Genomic DNA, 17,922 nt, shown 5'->3' with positions numbered 1-17,922 from the left:
CTTTAGTCGATGACTTTCGGAACCAGGTACAGGCCGTTTTCGACCGCTGGCGCGATGGACTGGTAGGCCTCGCGATTATTACGCTCGGTCACAACGTCTGCGCGCAGGCGCTGGCTGGCTTCCAGCGGGTGAGCCAGGGGCTCGATGCCGTCGGTATTCACGGCCTGCATTTGGTCGACCAGCCCGAGAATGCTGTTCAGGGCTGCGGTGGTCTGTGGAAGATCGGCTTCATTCAGGCCAAGCGAGGCCAGATGAGCGATTTTTTCCACGTCGGAGCGTTCAAGCGCCATGGGATTCTCCAGTGGAAAACAGAACGGAGGGCGTCCGTGTGTTAGATTGTCGGAACACTACCGCATTTCTACGGTCATATGGCCGCGATTGTGGGGGTTGGTGCACAGAAAGTCGGCCAATTTAGCACATTGGCGCCTTGCCCAAAATCCCTGTCGTTGTTAGAGTTTGCCGCACTTTTTTACCCACGCGTTGCCTAGGGTCCCTTTCCCATGTTCAAGAAACTGCGTGGCATGTTTTCCAGCGATCTTTCCATTGACCTGGGCACTGCCAACACCCTTATTTACGTGCGCGAGCGCGGTATCGTCCTGAATGAGCCATCGGTTGTGGCCATTCGGACCCATGGTAATCAGAAAAGTGTCGTTGCCGTTGGCACCGAGGCCAAGCGCATGCTCGGCCGTACACCAGGCAATATTGCTGCCATTCGTCCGATGAAGGATGGCGTGATCGCCGACTTCAGCGTCTGCGAGAAGATGCTGCAGTACTTCATCAACAAGGTTCACGAAAACAGTTTCCTGCAGCCCAGCCCTCGTGTGCTGATCTGCGTTCCGTGCAAGTCCACCCAGGTGGAGCGTCGCGCCATCCGTGAGTCGGCCCTTGGTGCCGGTGCCCGCGAAGTGTTCCTGATCGAAGAGCCAATGGCTGCTGCGATCGGTGCCGGCCTGCCGGTCGAAGAAGCGCGCGGTTCGATGGTGGTGGATATCGGTGGTGGTACCACCGAGATCGCCCTGATTTCCCTGAACGGTGTGGTGTATGCCGAATCCGTACGCGTAGGCGGCGACCGCTTCGACGAAGCGATCATCACTTATGTACGTCGTAACTACGGCAGCCTGATCGGCGAATCCACCGCCGAGCGCATCAAGCAGGAAATCGGCACCGCTTACCCGGGCGGCGAAGTTCGCGAAGTCGATGTTCGTGGTCGCAACCTGGCCGAAGGCGTCCCACGTGCCTTCACCCTGAACTCCAACGAAGTGCTGGAAGCTCTGCAAGAGTCCCTGGCCACTATCGTTCAGGCTGTGAAGAGCGCCCTGGAGCAATCGCCGCCGGAGCTGGCTTCCGATATCGCCGAGCGTGGCCTGGTACTGACCGGTGGTGGCGCATTGCTGCGCGACCTCGACAAGTTGCTGGCCCAGGAAACCGGCCTGCCGGTGATCGTCGCCGAAGACCCGCTGACCTGCGTTGCCCGCGGCGGTGGTCGTGCACTGGAAATGATGGATAAACACACCATGGACCTGCTCTCCAGCGAATAAGATTGCCTGGATGGTTCATGCGTCGTCGGCAGGCAGCACTTTGCAGTGCTGCCTGTTGGCGTTTATCTTCTTCAATCTGCATCCAGGCCGGTTTGATGCCGTATGAATAAAGAGAACATTTGCCTGGGAGGAGCGGCCTATTAAACCGCTTTTCGCCAAAGGCCCCTCATTGGGCGTGCGCTTATTGGTGCTGGTCGTGCTTTCGGTCGCGCTGATGGTGGTCGATGCCCGCTTTGCACTGCTCAAGCCCGTGCGTAGCCAGATGTCGCTGGTGTTGATGCAGACCTACTGGATCACCGACCTGCCGCAACGTCTCTACCAGGGCGTGGCCAGCCAATTCGGCAGCCGCACAGAGCTGGTCGCCGAGAACGAAAAACTCAAGACTGAGAACCTGCTGTTGCAGGGGCGCATGCAAAAGCTTGCGGCCCTCACCGAGCAGAACGTTCGGCTGCGCGAGTTGCTCAACTCCTCCGCACTGGTCAATGAAAAGGTCGAAGTGGCCGAGTTGATCGGCATGGACCCCAACCCCTTTACGCATCGCATCATCATCAACAAGGGTGAGCGCGACGGGGTGGTGCTTGGCCAGCCGGTACTCGATGCCCGTGGCCTGATGGGCCAGGTGGTTGAGCTGATGCCCTACACCTCGCGCGTCCTGTTGCTGACAGACACGACCCATAGCATTCCGGTGCAGGTCAACCGCAACGGCTTGCGTGCGATTGCCAGCGGCACCGGTAATCCGGAGCGCCTGGAGTTGCGGCACGTGGCCGACACGGCCGACATCAAAGAGGGCGACCTGCTGGTCAGCTCCGGCCTGGGCCAGCGCTTCCCGGCGGGCTACCCGGTGGCGACGGTCAAGGAAGTGATCCATGACTCCGGCCAACCGTTCGCTATCGTGCGTGCCGTGCCGACGGCAGCGTTGAACCGCAGCCGCTACCTGCTGTTGGTATTCAGCGACAACCGCACCCCGGAAGAGCGCGCCAACGACGCAGCGCAGGCCCAGGAAGCGGAAGACAAGCAGAACGGCACTGCGCCGGTCATTCCTGCCACGGTGCCGAAACCGGCCTTTGTAGGGCCACCTGCACCGCCGGCAACCCCGGCAGCGCCAGTGGCAACACCGGTCAAGCCCGCCGCCCGTAGTGCCCGTGCGGCCAAGCCAGCGGCTAAACCCGCTGCCACCACGCCTGCGGCCACGACCCCGGCAACCACGCGGCAGAGGGAGGAATAATGGCCGGTACTCATTCGCGCAACGGCTGGATCGTCTGGCTGACCTTTGCCATCGGCTTGTTGCTCAGCGTTTCGCCACTGCCGCAATTCATGGAAATCTTGCGCCCGCTATGGCTGGCCTTGCTGTTGGCATTCTGGTCGTTGAACCTGCCGCACAAGGTGGGCATGGTCACCGCGATGTGCCTGGGCTTGGCGGAAGATGTGCTGTATGGCACCTTGTTGGGCCAGAACGCGTTGATCCTGACCCTGATCACCTTCCTGGTGTTGTCGCTGCAGCAACGTTTGCGCATGTTCCCGATGTGGCAGCAGTGCCTGGTGATCCTGGTGATCTTCGGCCTGGCGCAGTTGGTGCAGTTGTGGCTCAGTGCCTTGACCGGCAATCGCCAGCCAACCCTGGCGTTGGTATTACCGGCCCTGGTCAGTGCATTGTTGTGGCCTTGGGTCAGTTTCGGCCTGCGTGGGTTACGTCGTCGCTATAAAATCAATTGAATGGATTGCGAGGCTCTGCCTGGTTATCGAACTCTACAGGGAGAGGCTGCAATGAATTCGCTTTATCTGGCCTCGGGTTCTGCGAGGCGACGTGAGCTGTTGATGCAGATCGGTGTGCCCTTCACCGCTGTCAGCGCCGCTATTGATGAAACCCCTCTTACAAATGAATCCGCTGTTGCCTATGTCGAGCGCCTCGCGCGCGGCAAGGCCACAGCGGGTTTTGCTGCGCTTGAATGTACGGCGGGCGCCTGCGTGCTGGGCGCCGACACGGCTGTGATCGTCGAGGGTCAGATCCTCGGAAAACCCGTGGACCAGGCCGATGCCTTGGCGATGTTGATGGCCTTGGCAGGGCGTGAACATGAAGTCCTCACCGCTATTGCCCTCACCGACGGTGCGCGCTGCGAAACTCAATGTGTAAGCAGTCGTGTACGTTTTCGCGGTATTTCTGTCGAGGAGGCTACAACCTACTGGCACAGTGGCGAACCGCAGGACAAGGCGGGCGGCTATGCTATCCAGGGGTTGGGTTCGGTGTTTGTCGCCGGGCTTAATGGCAGCTATTCCGGCGTAGTTGGCCTGCCGGTGTGCGAAACCGCGCAACTGCTCGGCCAATTCGGCATACCCTGTTGGCAAAACCTTACCGTGCGCTGAACGCCCTATTCCAGCGCCAAGCCTTAAGCGACCGGTCACTATTGTGAAAACGCCTGAACGAGACCCAGCCATGAGTGAAGAGATTCTGATCAATATCACGCCGATGGAATCGCGCGTGGCGGTGGTAGAGAACGGTGTTCTACAAGAAGTGCACGTCGAGCGTACCCAGAAGCGCGGGATCGTCGGCAATATCTACAAAGGCAAGGTGGTGCGTGTATTGCCAGGGATGCAGGCGGCATTCGTCGACATCGGCCTGGACCGTGCCGCCTTTATCCATGCATCGGAAATCTCCATGCGTGAAGGCCCGGCGGTGGAAAGCATCAGCGCGCTGGTACATGAAGGGCAGAGCCTGGTGGTGCAAGTCACCAAGGACCCCATCGGTTCCAAAGGCGCCCGGCTGACCACCCAGCTGTCGATTCCCTCGCGGTATCTGGTTTACATGCCACGCACTGCCCATGTCGGTATTTCCCTGAAGATCGAGGACGAAGCCGAGCGCGAGCGCCTCAAGAAGGTGGTCAGCGACTGCGTGGCCGCCGAAGGCATCAAGGAGGCGGGCGGGTTTATCCTGCGCACTGCCGCTGAAGGCGCTGGTGCCGATGAAATCCTCATGGACATCCGCTACCTGCGGCGCCTGTGGGACCAGATCGGTGCGCAGATCAAGACCATTGGCGCACCGAGCGTCATTTATGAAGACCTCGGCCTGGCGTTGCGTACGCTGCGCGATCTGGTCAGCCCGAAGATCGAAAAAATCCGCATTGACTCGCGGGAAACGTTCCAGCGCACCACGCAATTTGTTGCCGAGCTGATGCCGGAAATTGCCGATCGTCTGGAACATTACCCCGGCGAGCGGCCGATCTTTGACCTGTATGGCGTCGAAGACGAAATCCAGAAAGCCCTGGATCGCAAGGTGCCGCTCAAGTCCGGCGGCTATCTGGTCGTGGACCCGGCGGAAGCCATGACCACCATCGATGTCAACACTGGCGCCTTTGTGGGCCATCGCAACCTTGAAGAGACCATTTTCAAGACCAACCTTGAAGCCGCTACGGCGATCGCGCGCCAACTGCGCCTGCGCAACCTGGGCGGCATCATCATCATCGACTTCATCGATATGGAAGACGAAGAGCACCAGCGCCAGGTGCTGCGTACCCTCGAGAAGCAGCTGGAGCGTGACCACGCCAAGACCAATATCATCGGTATCACCGAGTTGGGCCTGGTGCAGATGACCCGCAAGCGCACTCGTGAAAGCCTGGAGCAGGTGCTGTGCGAACCGTGCAGCAGTTGCCAGGGGCGCGGTAAATTGAAGACTCCGGAAACCGTTTGCTATGAGATCTTCCGCGAGATCCTGCGCGAGGCGCGCGCCTACCAGGCCGAGGGTTATAGAGTGCTCGCCAACCAGAAAGTCGTCGATCGGCTGCTGGATGAGGAGTCTGGTAACGTCGCTGAGCTGGAGGGTTTTATCGGTCGCACGATTCGCTTCCAGGTCGAAACCATGTATTCGCAGGAACAATACGACGTGGTGCTGCTCTGATCCCCATTCGCTTTCCTTTTACGAGACCGACAGACCTTGATCTGCCGTCCGACTACTGCCTTGAGGGTCGCCTGACATGGAGCGTCTGACACGCTTTTTTGCCGCTTTGACCCGTTGGTGCCTGGGCCTGTGTGCGTTGCTGCTGGTATTGGCGGCGGTGTACGTGAGCCTGGGTCGTGAATTGGCCCCGCTGGTGGCTGAGTACCGTGCCGAGGTCGAGGCCAAGGCCCAGGCTGCTGTGGATATGCCCCTGCATATCGGCAGCCTTGAAGGGCGTTGGAGCGGCTTTGCGCCGGTGTTGTTGGCCCACGACGTGATACTCGGCGAGGGCAGCAGTGCCTTGAGCCTGGACCAGGTCGAAGTGGTGCCGGACATCTGGGCCAGTTTGATGGCCCGAGAAGTACGCATCGCCCACCTGGAAGTCAGTGGCCTGCAACTGAGCGTCAAGGAAGACAAAGACGGCCATTGGGTGGTGCAAGGTCTGCCGGTTCAGGATGACCAGTCATTGGACCCGCAACAGTTGCTGACACGCATGCAAATGGTCAAGCGTGTGTCGTTGCTGGACAGCCAGGTCACCGTGCAACCGTTCGGCCAGGAGCCACTGGCCCTGACTTATGTGGGCTTGAGCCTGCACACCGGCATGACCCACCAACGCCTGGACGCCCGCCTGACCCTGCCTGACGGCCAGCCGCTTGCCTTAAGCCTGCGTAGCCGCATGCGCGCCGAACAATGGAAAGACGCTGAAGTCGAGGCTTACCTGAGCCTCCCTCAAAGCGACTGGGCCAAGTGGATCCCCGCCAAGCTGACCCAGCAATGGAAGCTTACGCAGTTCAAGGCCGGTGGTGAGTTTTGGCTCAGTTGGGCCAAAGGCACTGTGCAAAGTGCTGCGGTGCGCCTCAATTCGCCGCAAGTGAAGGGCAGTTACGCTGACCGCAAGCCCGTGCACCTCGAGAACCTCGCCCTGACGGCTTATCTGCAACGTCGCGAGGGTGGCCTCCAGGTGCTGTTTGATACGCTGGCGCTGAACATTGGGGAAACCCGCTGGGAATCACGCCTGCAATTGCAGCAAAGCCTGGCTACCGATAAAGACCTGGAAGTGTGGAAGCTGCAGGCCGATCGTCTCGACCTGACCCCTATCACACCGCTGCTGAATGCCTTGGCGCCATTACCCGAAGGTTTCGCCACGGCCCTTGAGCATTTGAAGGCCACCGGCCTGTTGCGCAATGTGCTGGTGGACTTGCGGCCACAAGACACCACCGACCAAAAACTCAGCTTTGCCGCCAACCTTGAGCGCATCGGGTTTGATGCCTATTTCGGCGCACCTGCCGCACGTAACGTGTCCGGCAGTATCAGCGGCGACTTGGGGCATGGCGAGTTGCGCATGGACAGCAAGGACTTTTCCCTGCACCTGTTCCCGATCTTCGCCAAGCCCTGGCAGTACATCCAGGCCAATGCACGCCTGACGTGGACGCTGGACAAAGAAGGCTTCACCCTGATAGCCCCGTATATCAAGGTGCTGGGCGAAGAGGGCAAGGTCGCTGCGGACTTCCTGATTCGCCTGCACTTCGACCACAGCCAGGAAGACTACATGGACCTGCGGGTCGGCATGGTCGATGGTGATGGGCGTTTCACACCCAAGTATTTACCGGCGGTGTTGAGCCCGTCGTTGGATGAGTGGTTACGCACTGCGATCCTCAAAGGCGCGGTTGATCAGGGTTTCTTCCAGTATCAAGGCTCACTGAACCACGACGCGTTGCCGGCTTCGCGCAATATCAGCCTGTTCTTCAAGGTGCATGACGCCGAGCTTGCCTTCCAGCCGGGCTGGCCTCATGTGAGCAAGGTCAATGGCGACGTGTTCGTCGAAGAAAGTGGCGTGCGCATTCTGGCCAGCAAGGGCCAATTGCTGGATACCCAGGTCAAGGACGTCTACGTCAATATTCCCCATGCGCCTGCTGGCCAGGACAGCCATCTGCTGATCACCGGTGGGTTTTCCGGCGGTTTGGGTGACGGCCTGAAAATCCTCCAGGAGGCGCCCATTGGTACTGCATCCACCTTTGCCGGCTGGAAGGGCGAGGGCGACCTGCAAGGCAGCATCGACTTGGATGTACCCCTGGCCAAGGGCGCCGAGCCTAAGATCGTAGTGGATTTCAAGACTGATAAGTCGCGCCTGCAATTGGCGGAGCCGACCCTGGACTTGACCCAGCTCAAGGGTGATTTCCGCTTCGACAGCGCCAAGGGCCTGAGTGGCCGGAACATTTCGGCCCAGGCGTTCGAGCGGCCGATCACCGCGCAGATCTTTGCCGATGGCAAGCCGGGTAATCTCAGCACCCGTATCAGCGCCAAGGGCCAGGTCACGGTCAAGCGACTCACGGATTGGTTGAAAATCAGCCAGCCGCTGCCGGTGTCCGGTGATATACCGTACCAATTACAGCTGACGCTGGATGGCGCGGATAGCCAACTGATGGTCAGCTCTACGATGAAGGGGGTCGCGGTCGACTTGCCGGCGCCGTTCGGTATGCCGGCCAGCCAGGGGCGTGACAGCGTGTTCCGTATGACCTTGCAAGGCGCCGAGCGTCGCTACTGGTTTGATTACGGTGAGCTGGCGAGCTTCACCTTTGCGGCACCGCCCGACAAGTTCAGCGAAGGGCGCGGTGAGCTGTTCCTCGGCGACGGCGGTGCTTTATTGCCTGCGGCGAAGGGCCTGCGCATCCGTGGCGTACTGTCGGAGCTGGACATCGACCCGTGGAAAAAACTCGTGAACCGCTACGCGGGCAATGACCCGGGCGGGAGTGCCAAGCAACTGCTCAGCGGGGCTGATTTCAAGGTGGGCAAACTGACCGGTTTTGGCACCCAGTTTGACCAGGTCAGCTTGCAACTTGATCGCAAGCCCGCTGCCTGGGGCCTGCAGCTAGACAGCCAACAAGCCAAGGGGACGGTAAACCTGCCGGACGCCAAGGGAGCACCGATTGCGATCAACCTGAAGTACGTGAAGCTGCCGGCAGTGGATCCGACGGCACAGGCGGACGAGAACGCACCGGACCCGTTGGCTGATATCGATCCCAAGGATATACCGGCACTGGACATCGTCATTGACCAACTCTTCCAGGGGCCGGACCTGGTGGGGGGCTGGTCGCTGAAGATCCGTCCAACTGCCAAGGGCCTGGCCTTCAATAACCTGGACCTGGGTCTCAAGGGCATGTTGCTCAAGGGCGCGGGAGGTTGGGAAGGTGCACCGGGTGCCAGCAGCAGTTGGTACAAGGGGCGACTTGATGGCAAGAACATTGCCGACGTCCTCAAGGGTTGGGGCTTTGCGCCGACGGTGACCAGCGAGGACTTTCACCTGGACGTGGATGGCCGTTGGCCGGGTTCGCCGGCCTGGGTCGGGCCCAAGCGTTTCTCCGGTAGCCTGGACGCGTCATTCCGTAAAGGGCAGTTTGTGGAAGTGGAAGGGGGCGCGCAGGCGTTGCGGGTATTCGGCCTGCTTAACTTCAACTCCATCGGTCGCCGTTTGCGCTTGGACTTCTCTGACTTGCTTGGCAAAGGCTTGAGCTACGACCGAGTCAAGGGCTTGCTGGCAGCCAGCAATGGTGTGTTCGTGACCCGTGAGCCCATTACCATGACCGGGCCATCGACCAATCTGGAGCTTAACGGCACCCTGGACCTGGTGGCTGATCGTGTCGATGCCAAGCTGCTGGTTACTTTGCCGGTCACCAACAACCTGCCTATCGCGGCGCTGATTGTCGGTGCGCCGGCCATTGGTGGTGCGTTGTTCCTGATCGACAAATTGATTGGTGATCGGGTTTCGCGCTTCGCCAGCGTGCAATACAAAGTGCAGGGCCCGTGGAAGGATCCAAAAATCACCTTCGACAAGCCATTTGAAAAGCCAAACTGAGAGCCTGTGGAGTAGCATGGCCGCATGCCTATTATGGAGTGTCGGCCCATGTCCTTTGCGGTAATTCAAATGGTCAGCCAGAGTGACGTGCTGGCCAACCTGGCCCAGGCGCGACGCCTGCTGGAGCAAGCGGCAGCGGGTGGTGCGAAGCTGGCGGTACTGCCGGAGAATTTCGCCGCCATGGGGCGTCGTGACATCGCCGATATCGGCCGCGCCGAGGCACAGGGGGAAGGTCCGATCCTGCCCTGGTTGAAACAGACCGCCCGCGACCTCACCTTATGGATAGTGGCAGGTACATTGCCGCTGCCGCCCAAGGGCCAACCGAACGCCAAGTCCAACGCCTGCTCGCTGCTGATCGATGATCGGGGCGAAGTCGTCGCCCGTTACGACAAGCTGCACCTGTTTGATGTCGACGTAGCCGATGCTCGAGGTCGTTATCGTGAATCCGACGACTATGCTTTCGGTAACCATGTCGTGGTGGCGGACACGCCGGTAGGGCGATTGGGCCTGACGGTGTGCTACGACCTGCGCTTCCCCGAGCTTTACAGCGAATTACGCGCAGCGGGGGCTGAACTGATTACGGCACCCTCGGCCTTTACGGCGGTGACCGGTGCCGCGCATTGGGATGTGCTGATTCGGGCGCGGGCCATCGAAACCCAGTGTTATCTGCTGGCGGCCGCTCAAGGTGGCGTGCATCCGGGCCCACGGGAAACCTTCGGGCATGCGGCGATTGTCGATCCTTGGGGGCGAGTGTTGAAGCAACAGGATTCTGGCGAAGCGGTGTTGTTGGCCGAGCGCGATAGCAGTGAACAGGCGTCGATACGGGCGCGCATGCCGGTGGTGAACCATCGGCGCTTTTTCTCGCAGGGCGCGCAGCGACCTGCTTCAGAACGATGAATTTAAGGCCAAACCTATGAGCGAGTTGTTGTCCTCAGTCAGTGAACACCTCCTGGCACCCGGTGGCGTGACCATCGAAAGCTTGCAAACCGTGCTTGGCGATCTGGCCGGGCCGGGCATCGATGCCGCCGATCTGTATTTCCAGGGGCAGATTTCCGAGTCCTGGTCGCTGGAAGACGGCATCGTCAAGGAAGGCAGTTTCAACCTTGACCAGGGTGTAGGCGTTCGCGCGCAATCCGGTGAAAAAACCGGTTTTGCCTACAGTAACGCGATTACCCTGGAGGCCCTGGGCCTGGCTGCTCGGGCGGCACGTTCGATTTCCCGTGCCGGCCAGAACGGCACGGTACAGGCATTCAGCACCCAGGACGTGGCTCAGTTGTACGCGCCGGATAACCCACTGGAGGTGATCAGCCGCGCGGAAAAGGTCGAGTTGCTAAAGCGTGTCGACGCCGCTACCCGGGCGCTGGACCCGCGTATCCAGCAAGTGACCGTGAGCATGGCCGGTGTGTGGGAGCGCATCCTCGTAGCGTCCACCGACGGTGGCCTGGCGGCGGATGTGCGGCCGCTGGTGCGTTTCAACGTGAGCGTGATCGTCGAGCAGAACGGTCGCCGCGAACGCGGTGGCCATGGCGGTGGCGGGCGTACCGACTACCGCTATTTCCTCGCGCAAGACCGCGCCATGGGCTATGCCCGCGAAGCGCTGCGCCAGGCTCTGGTTAACCTGGAAGCCATCCCGGCGCCGGCGGGGACATTACCGGTGGTATTGGGGTCGGGCTGGTCCGGTGTGTTGTTGCATGAGGCCGTGGGCCATGGCCTGGAAGGTGACTTCAACCGTAAGGGCAGCTCCGCCTACAGCGGTCGCATGGGCGAGAGGGTTGCGTCCAAGCTGTGCACCATTGTCGATGACGGCACCCTGGCCGGTCGCCGTGGCTCGCTGAGCGTCGATGACGAAGGTACGCCGACCGAGTGCACCACGCTGATCGAAAACGGCGTGCTCAAGGGCTATATGCAAGACAAGCTCAATGCTCGCCTGATGGGTGTGGCACGCACCGGTAACGGTCGTCGTGAGTCCTACGCACACCTGCCGATGCCGCGCATGACCAACACCTACATGCTGGGTGGCCAAAGCGATCCGGCGGAAATCATTGCTTCTGTGAAGCGCGGTATCTACTGCGCCAACCTCGGCGGTGGCCAGGTGGATATCACCAGTGGCAAGTTCGTGTTCTCCACCAGCGAGGCGTACTTGATCGAAGACGGCAAGATTACCGCGCCGGTCAAAGGGGCGACGTTGATTGGTAACGGGCCTGAGGCCATGAGCAAGGTGTCGATGGTCGGCAACGACCTGGCACTGGACAGTGGTGTGGGCACGTGCGGGAAAGACGGGCAGTCGGTGCCGGTGGGTGTCGGCCAGCCGACCCTGAAAATTGATGCGATCACCGTGGGTGGCACGGGGTCGTAAGGCATGGAGCTTCGGGTGGCGAAGACCGCCACCCGGGGAAGAGGATCAGCGCAGGCCGCGTTGAGTCTCGTCCAGCTCACGGATGTACTTGAAGATTTTACGGCTGGTAGCCGGTGCCTTGTTTTGCGCCAGTTCGTGCTGGGCCTGACGAATCAGGGAGCGCAGTTGCTGGCGATCGGCGTCCGGATAGTCCACCACGAATTTCTCCAGTACTGCGTCATCGCCCGAGATCAGGCGGTCACGCCAACGTTCCAGGTTATGGAAGCGTTCGTTGTACTGGCGAGTGGAGGCATCCAGTTGATCGAGCAGAGTCAGAATGGCGTCAGTGTCCTGGTCGCGCATCAGCTTGCCGATAAACGAGATGTGCCGTTTACGCGCGATATTCGCGGTGTGCTTGGGCGCATCCGCCAGAGCCCGGCGCATTTCGTCGGTCAGTGGCAGTTTTGCAATCAAGTCCGGCTTGAGCGTTGTAAGGCGCTCGCCGAGGTCAACCAGCGCATGCAGCTCGCGTTTGACCTGGGTTTTGCTTTTCTCCCCATCGAGGGAGTCGTCGTAAGAATCAACCATGGTGGCAGTCCGCAAAGAAACGCCGCCATGATAACCAGTCGGGGGCCGCTTGTCCGGCCCGGTCGCTCGATGGCCTTAACCGAAAGCAGAATTTGAGTGGAGAAAACCATGAGTGCAGCCCAAAGCGTCGGTCCGCAAGCGTTACCGGCACTGCAGGAACAAGTCGAGCAGATCCTTGCCGAGGCCAAGCGCCAGGGGGCCAGCGCCTGTGAAGTAGCGGTGTCGCTGGAGCAGGGGCTGTCGACGTCGGTACGTCAGCGGGAAGTGGAAACCGTCGAATTCAACCGCGACCAGGGATTTGGCATCACATTGTATGTGGGCCAGCGCAAAGGCTCTGCCAGCACGTCGGCCAGTGGCCCGGAGGCGATTCGCGAGACGGTTGCCGCTGCGCTGGCGATTGCCAAGCATACGTCCGAAGACGAAAGCTCGGGCCTGGCCGACAAGGCGCTGATGGCTAAGGAGTTGAAGGATTTCGATCTGTTTCACGCGTGGGACATCACACCGGAACAGGCTATTGAGCAAGCGCTGACTTGTGAGGCAGCGGCTTTTGACGCCGATGCCCGGATCAAAAATGCTGACGGCACCACGCTGAGCACTCATCAGGGGTGTCGTGTATACGGCAACAGCCATGGTTTTATCGGAGGTTATGCCTCTACCCGCCATAGCTTGAGCTGCGTGATGATTGCCGAAGCCAATGGCCAGATGCAGCGTGATTACTGGTACGACGTTAACCGTCAGGGCGAATTGCTGGCCGACCCGGTGAGCATTGGCCAGCGTGCTGCGCAACGGGCAGCGAGCCGTTTGGGCGCGCGTCCGGTGCCGACGTGCGAAGTGCCGGTGCTGTTTTCGGCAGAGCTGGCCGGTGGGTTGTTCGGGAGCTTCCTGGGGGCTATTTCCGGTGGCAACCTGTATCGAAAATCCTCGTTTCTTGAGGGGGCTATCGGGCAAAAGTTGTTTCCCGAGTGGCTGACTATCGATGAGCGCCCGCATCTGATGCGGGCCATGGGCAGCTCGTCGTTCGACGGCGATGGCTTGGCAACCTATGCCAAACCGTTCGTTGAGAAGGGTGAGTTGGTGTCCTATGTATTGGGCACTTACGCCGGTCGCAAACTCGGCCTGCCGAGCACCGCCAACGCCGGTGGCGTTCACAACCTGTTCGTGACCCACGGCGACGAAGATCAGGTGGCGCTGTTACGGCGCATGGGGCGTGGCCTGCTGGTGACTGAGCTGATGGGGCATGGCCTGAACATGGTCACGGGCGATTACTCCCGTGGCGCGGCGGGGTTCTGGGTGGAGAACGGCGAAATTCAATTTGCCGTTCAGGAAGTCACCATTGCCGGCAACCTGCGTGACATGTTCAAGCAGATTGTGGCGGTGGGTAATGACCTGGAACTGCGCAGCAACATTCGCACGGGCTCAGTGTTGATTGAGCGAATGACTGTCGCCGGTAGCTAAGCTCTCCAACACTCAAGAAGGCGCGCCATCTTACCGATAGCGCGCCTTTTTTTTGCCTGTGTCATAGATGGACTATGCGGCGCTCTTGTTTTGATTCTTAATATCATTTAATAATGAATATCATTACTGAATGAGTGTGGATCATGAGTTCTGTCCTGCATGAGGATCCGTACCTGGAAAGCTGGCGCTGGATGAGTCGTCAGATTCGCTGCGGCCTCGATCCTAATGAACCTCGCCTGATCGAACATTACCTCAATGAGGGGCGATACCTGGCGTGCTGTACCGCCACTCATCCGTGGACCATCGCCGAAACATCATTTCGCCTGCTGATCGACACCGCCAGCGACATTGCGCTGCCCTGGCACTGGCGATCCCTGTGCCTGGACCAGGCGTGGCGCCCCTTGCGCGACCTCGAAAAACTCTCCCGCTGCGCCTGCCGCCTCAAGCGTTGGCAGACGTTTGCCTGGCAATTGGCGACCTGCGAATTGCGGCCATCACTTTCTCACTCCGACTTGGTGCAAGGATCTTCCGATGAGTAATACCCGTATCGAACGCGACAGCATGGGCGAACTGCGAGTCCCCGCCGAGGCGTTGTACGGCGCGCAAACCCAGCGCGCGGTGAATAACTTCCCGATCAGCCATCAACCCATGCCGGCGCAATTCATCCGCGCCCTGATTCTGGCCAAAGCCGCCGCCGCCAAGGTCAATGTCGACCTCAAGCAGATCAGCGAAGGGCAGGGCAAAGCCATTGTCGACGCCGCCCAGGGCTTGCTGGAGGGTGATTACATGCCGCACTTCCCTGTGGATATCTTCCAGACGGGCTCCGGCACCAGCTCCAACATGAACGCCAACGAAGTGATTGCGACCCTTGCCAGTCGTTTGCTCGGCGAGGCGATCAACCCTAATGATCACGTCAATTGCGGTCAAAGCAGTAATGACATCATCCCGACCACCATCCACGTCAGTGCCGCGCTGGTGCTGCATGAGCAAACGTTGCCGGCCCTTTGGCACCTGGTGCAGGTGATCGAGCAGAAGGCCGAAGCGGTTCACCCGTTCATCAAAACCGGTCGCACACACCTGATGGACGCCATGCCCGTACGCATGAGCCAGGTGCTTAACGGCTGGTCGCAACAGCTCAAGGCCAATATCAGCCACCTGCAAGACCTGCTGCCGAGTTTGCAAGCGCTGGCCCAAGGCGGTACGGCAGTCGGCACCGGGATTAATGCGCACCCCGAGTTTGCAGTGCGCTTCAGCGAGCAACTGAGCACCCTGACTGGCGTGAAGTTCACGCCGGGTAAGAACCTGTTTGCGTTGATCAGCTCCCAGGACACCGCCGTTGCAGTCTCCGGTCAATTGAAAGCAACGGCTGTGTCGCTGATGAAAATCGCCAACGACCTGCGCTGGATGAACTCTGGCCCCTTGGCCGGTCTTGGCGAAATCGAACTCGAAGGGCTGCAGCCGGGCTCATCGATCATGCCCGGCAAGGTCAATCCGGTGATCCCGGAAGCGACGGCCATGGTGGCCGCACAAGTCATCGGTAATGACACGGTGATCACGGTGGCCGGCCAATCGGGCAACTTTGAACTGAACGTGATGCTGCCGATCATCGCCCAGAACCTGCTCAGCAGCCTTGAGCTGCTGGCCAACGCCAGTCGTTTGTTGGCGGACAAGGCGATTGCCAGCTTCAAAGTCAACGAAACCAAGCTCAAGGAGGCACTGTCGCGCAACCCGATTCTGGTCACTGCCCTTAACCCGATCATTGGTTACCAAAAGGCCGCTGAAATCGCCAAGCAGGCTTATCAGCAAGGTCGTCCGGTCATTGATGTCGCCCTCGAGCACACCGACTTGCCTCGTAGCCAACTGGAAGTCCTGCTGGACCCGGAAAAGCTCACGGCGGGTGGCGTGTAATCACTGACTCTGCTGTGGAGGCTCACCATGGAGCACTGGAAACGCACGATCGAGCGGGCCAATCGCTGCTTTATGGCCGGCGAACTGGTTGACGCTCGCGAGGCCTATTTACAAGCCCTTGCCCTGGCCCAGGTGTTGTTCGAGCGTTGGGCGGATGCCGATGAAGCAGTGGCGGCGTGTGTCATTTCCCATCACAACCTTGCTGACCTGCACTTGCGCCTGAACCAGCCAGAGGAAAGTGCGGAGTACCTCTGTGCCATACACCAGCGTTTGCTGCAGACCATGCAGGACGCGCGCCTCAGCCCGCAACTGCGCCAGGCGGCTTTGCGCCAGAGCAGCAAGACCTATGTCGAGCTGTTGAACTTCATCAGCGATCACGGCGAGTACCCGCGCACTCATCGCTTATTGGGCGGTTCGGTACCGCAACCGACCACGCCTTATTACGGAGCACACTGACATGACCTACACCTTGCCTGAGTTGCCCTATGCCTACGATGCGCTGGAGCCGCATATCGATGCGCAAACCATGGAGATTCACTACACCAAGCACCACCAGACTTATATCAATAACTTAAATGCCGCGGTCGAGGGGACGGAGTTCGCCGGTTGGCCTGTGGAGAGGCTGGTCTCCAGTGTCCAGCAACTGCCGGAAAAACTGCGCGCGGCGGTGATTAACCAAGGCGGTGGTCATGCCAACCACTCGCTGTTCTGGGCGGTCATGTCGCCCCAGGGCGGCGGCAAACCTGGCGGCGTGTTGGGCGCGGCTATCGACGCGCAATTGGGCGGCTTCGATCGTTTCAAGGAGGCTTTCACCAAGGCGGCCTTGACTCGCTTCGGCAGTGGCTGGGCCTGGTTGAGCGTCACGCCGCACAAGACGCTGGTGGTAGAAAGCAGTGGCAACCAGGACAGCCCGCTCATGAGTGGCAACACACCGATCCTCGGTCTTGACGTCTGGGAGCACGCTTACTACCTGCTGTACCAGAACCGCCGCCCGGAATACATCAATGCTTTCTACAGCGTCATCAACTGGCAGGAAGTTGCCACGCGCTACGAGGCCACCCTGGCCTGACATTTCCCTTTTACAACAAGATCTAAGGCTGGCTATGGGCACTGAAACACTGGCGATCAGCAGCGTGCGAATGTTTCGTTATGCGTTAGGTTCGCTGCTGGTATTGGCAGGCACTGCATTGCTGGTGGCCCAAGGGCTGGCCTGGCTGAACCTGGAGCCTCGCATCCTGCGCGCCTTGCAGGGCGGGGCGGTCTGCGCGCTTGGCACGGCGCTGGGGGCTGTGCCGGTTTTGGTGATACGCCGAATGCCGGTGGCACTGAGCGATACGTTGTTGGGTTTTGGTGCCGGGGTCATGTTGGCGGCGACGGCGTTTTCGCTGATCGTACCCGGCATTGCTGCCGCTGAAAGCTTGGGGCTTTCACCTTGGGGCGCCAGCGGCTTGATCAGCTTCGGCATCATGCTTGGGGCGTTCGGCCTGTACCTGGTGGACCGCAAGGTCTCTGGTGGCAGCCCGGAGAGGTTGATGGGCACGCCGGATAAGCCGGTCATCCCGCCACGTATCTGGCTGTTTGTGTTTGCCATCATTGCTCATAATATTCCGGAGGGCATGGCCGTAGGTGTTTCTGCCGGCGGTGGTATCCCGGATGCTGACAGCCTGGCCATGGGGATCGCCTTGCAGGATGTGCCGGAAGGTCTGGTGATTGCGCTGGTACTGGCGGGGGCCGGGATGTCGCGGGTCAAGGCGTTCCTGATTGGGGCTGCATCAGGTTTGGTCGAACCGGTATTTGCAGTGCTCTGCGCGTGGTTGGTGAGCCTGGCGGAGGTTTTGTTGCCACTGGGGCTGGCGCTGGCCGCCGGGGCGATGTTGCTGGTCGTGACTCACGAGGTCATCCCCGAGTCGCGTCGCAATGGTCACGAAAAACTCGCCAGCCTGGGACTGTGTATCGGGTTCTGCTTGATGATGGTCATGGACACGGCATTAGGGTGAGGCCATTGCAGCCTCGCACCTGTTTCAAAAGGTGAGGTTACTCACCCTCATCAAAGTAGTTGTTAATCAACTTCACCAAGGCGTCCATCGCTTCCTGCTCTTGCTCGCCTTCGGTCAGCAGGTGAATCTTGGTGCCCTTGCCGGCAGCCAGCATCATCATGGCCATGATGCTTTTGCCGTCGACCATCGACTGCGGTGTGCGCCCGGCGCGGATCTGGCAGGGGAACTGCCCGGCCACGCCGACGAACTTGGCGGAGGCCCGGGCGTGCAAGCCCAGCTTGTTGATGATTTCAATTTCCAGAGCGGGCATCGCGGGGGTG

17 protein-coding genes are annotated in these 17,922 nt (G+C 60.1%); 14 read left to right on the top strand and 3 right to left on the bottom strand.

The genetic code is table 11. The features are described 5' to 3' along the window. Nucleotides 1-2: 2 nt before the first annotated feature. The gene (gene gatC, locus M5B43_RS04125) at nucleotides 3-290 is read right to left on the bottom strand and encodes an Asp-tRNA(Asn)/Glu-tRNA(Gln) amidotransferase subunit GatC (RefSeq protein ID WP_003171764.1); all 288 of its coding nucleotides are present in this window, start codon (nucleotides 288-290) and stop codon (nucleotides 3-5) included. Nucleotides 291-500: 210 nt separating this feature from the next. On the opposite strand from gatC, the gene mreB reads away from it, so the two are divergent. From mreB to tldD, 8 genes are all read left to right on the top strand, one after another. Further along, nucleotides 501-1,538, top strand: coding sequence for a rod shape-determining protein MreB (gene mreB, locus M5B43_RS04120; RefSeq protein ID WP_002555108.1), 1,038 nt, complete (start codon nucleotides 501-503; stop codon nucleotides 1,536-1,538). Nucleotides 1,539-1,677: 139 nt separating this feature from the next. Next, a complete protein-coding gene (gene mreC / locus M5B43_RS04115; protein ID WP_349292356.1) occupies nucleotides 1,678-2,763 on the top strand; it encodes a rod shape-determining protein MreC in 1,086 nt (361 codons plus the stop codon). Further along, on the top strand, nucleotides 2,763-3,251 hold the full coding sequence (mreD, locus tag M5B43_RS04110; protein ID WP_248748905.1) for a rod shape-determining protein MreD: 489 nt from the start codon (nucleotides 2,763-2,765) through the stop codon (nucleotides 3,249-3,251). The genes mreC and mreD overlap by 1 nt, the downstream gene beginning before the upstream one ends. 51 nt (nucleotides 3,252-3,302) lie before the next feature. Continuing rightward, entirely contained in the window at nucleotides 3,303-3,899 is a 597-nt protein-coding gene (locus M5B43_RS04105; protein WP_248748904.1) for a Maf family protein, read from the top strand. A 70-nt stretch (nucleotides 3,900-3,969) separates the two neighbouring features. Next, nucleotides 3,970-5,427: a ribonuclease G gene (gene rng / locus M5B43_RS04100; protein WP_248748903.1), complete on the top strand. Its 1,458-nt coding sequence runs from the start codon at nucleotides 3,970-3,972 to the stop codon at nucleotides 5,425-5,427. A 76-nt stretch (nucleotides 5,428-5,503) separates the two neighbouring features. Next, nucleotides 5,504-9,319, top strand: coding sequence for a YhdP family protein (locus tag M5B43_RS04095; protein WP_248748902.1), 3,816 nt, complete (start codon nucleotides 5,504-5,506; stop codon nucleotides 9,317-9,319). A 48-nt stretch (nucleotides 9,320-9,367) separates the two neighbouring features. Next, nucleotides 9,368-10,216: a carbon-nitrogen hydrolase family protein gene (locus M5B43_RS04090; RefSeq protein WP_248748901.1), complete on the top strand. Its 849-nt coding sequence runs from the start codon at nucleotides 9,368-9,370 to the stop codon at nucleotides 10,214-10,216. A 16-nt stretch (nucleotides 10,217-10,232) separates the two neighbouring features. Continuing rightward, nucleotides 10,233-11,675, top strand: coding sequence for a metalloprotease TldD (gene tldD, locus M5B43_RS04085; protein ID WP_248748900.1), 1,443 nt, complete (start codon nucleotides 10,233-10,235; stop codon nucleotides 11,673-11,675). A 45-nt stretch (nucleotides 11,676-11,720) separates the two neighbouring features. On the opposite strand, the gene yjgA is transcribed toward tldD, so the two are convergent. Next, entirely contained in the window at nucleotides 11,721-12,242 is a 522-nt protein-coding gene (yjgA, locus tag M5B43_RS04080) for a ribosome biogenesis factor YjgA (protein WP_248748899.1), read from the bottom strand. A 108-nt stretch (nucleotides 12,243-12,350) separates the two neighbouring features. Here yjgA and pmbA point away from each other — a divergent pair, with 108 nt between their 5' ends. From pmbA to M5B43_RS04050, 6 genes are all read left to right on the top strand, one after another. Then, on the top strand, nucleotides 12,351-13,697 hold the full coding sequence (gene pmbA / locus M5B43_RS04075) for a metalloprotease PmbA (protein ID WP_248748898.1): 1,347 nt from the start codon (nucleotides 12,351-12,353) through the stop codon (nucleotides 13,695-13,697). Nucleotides 13,698-13,840: 143 nt separating this feature from the next. Further along, a complete protein-coding gene (locus tag M5B43_RS04070) occupies nucleotides 13,841-14,236 on the top strand; it encodes a FagA protein (RefSeq protein ID WP_248748897.1) in 396 nt (131 codons plus the stop codon). Next, nucleotides 14,229-15,605, top strand: a complete 1,377-nt coding sequence (locus tag M5B43_RS04065) for a class II fumarate hydratase (protein WP_248748896.1) — start codon at nucleotides 14,229-14,231, stop codon at nucleotides 15,603-15,605. The genes M5B43_RS04070 and M5B43_RS04065 overlap by 8 nt, the downstream gene beginning before the upstream one ends. Nucleotides 15,606-15,632: 27 nt before the next feature. Next, nucleotides 15,633-16,061 carry a hypothetical protein gene (locus tag M5B43_RS04060; protein WP_248748895.1) on the top strand — a complete coding sequence of 143 codons (429 nt, stop codon included), beginning with the start codon at nucleotides 15,633-15,635 and terminating at the stop codon, nucleotides 16,059-16,061. A gap of 1 nt (nucleotide 16,062) precedes the next feature. Then, a complete protein-coding gene (locus tag M5B43_RS04055; protein ID WP_248748894.1) occupies nucleotides 16,063-16,674 on the top strand; it encodes a superoxide dismutase in 612 nt (203 codons plus the stop codon). Nucleotides 16,675-16,708: 34 nt separating this feature from the next. Then, a complete protein-coding gene (locus tag M5B43_RS04050) occupies nucleotides 16,709-17,602 on the top strand; it encodes a ZIP family metal transporter (protein WP_248748893.1) in 894 nt (297 codons plus the stop codon). 37 nt (nucleotides 17,603-17,639) lie between these two features. Here the strand turns inward: M5B43_RS04050 and M5B43_RS04045 are convergent, their stop codons facing one another. Beyond that, nucleotides 17,640-17,912: an HPr family phosphocarrier protein gene (locus M5B43_RS04045; protein ID WP_248748892.1), complete on the bottom strand. Its 273-nt coding sequence runs from the start codon at nucleotides 17,910-17,912 to the stop codon at nucleotides 17,640-17,642. Nucleotides 17,913-17,922: the final 10 nt, after the last annotated feature.

Source organism: Pseudomonas sp. MWU15-20650 (assembly GCF_023242475.1).
GTDB lineage: Bacteria > Pseudomonadota > Gammaproteobacteria > Pseudomonadales > Pseudomonadaceae > Aquipseudomonas.
The sequence above is the reverse complement of the archived record's forward strand: the minus strand, read 5'-3'. Positions and strand labels throughout refer to the sequence as shown.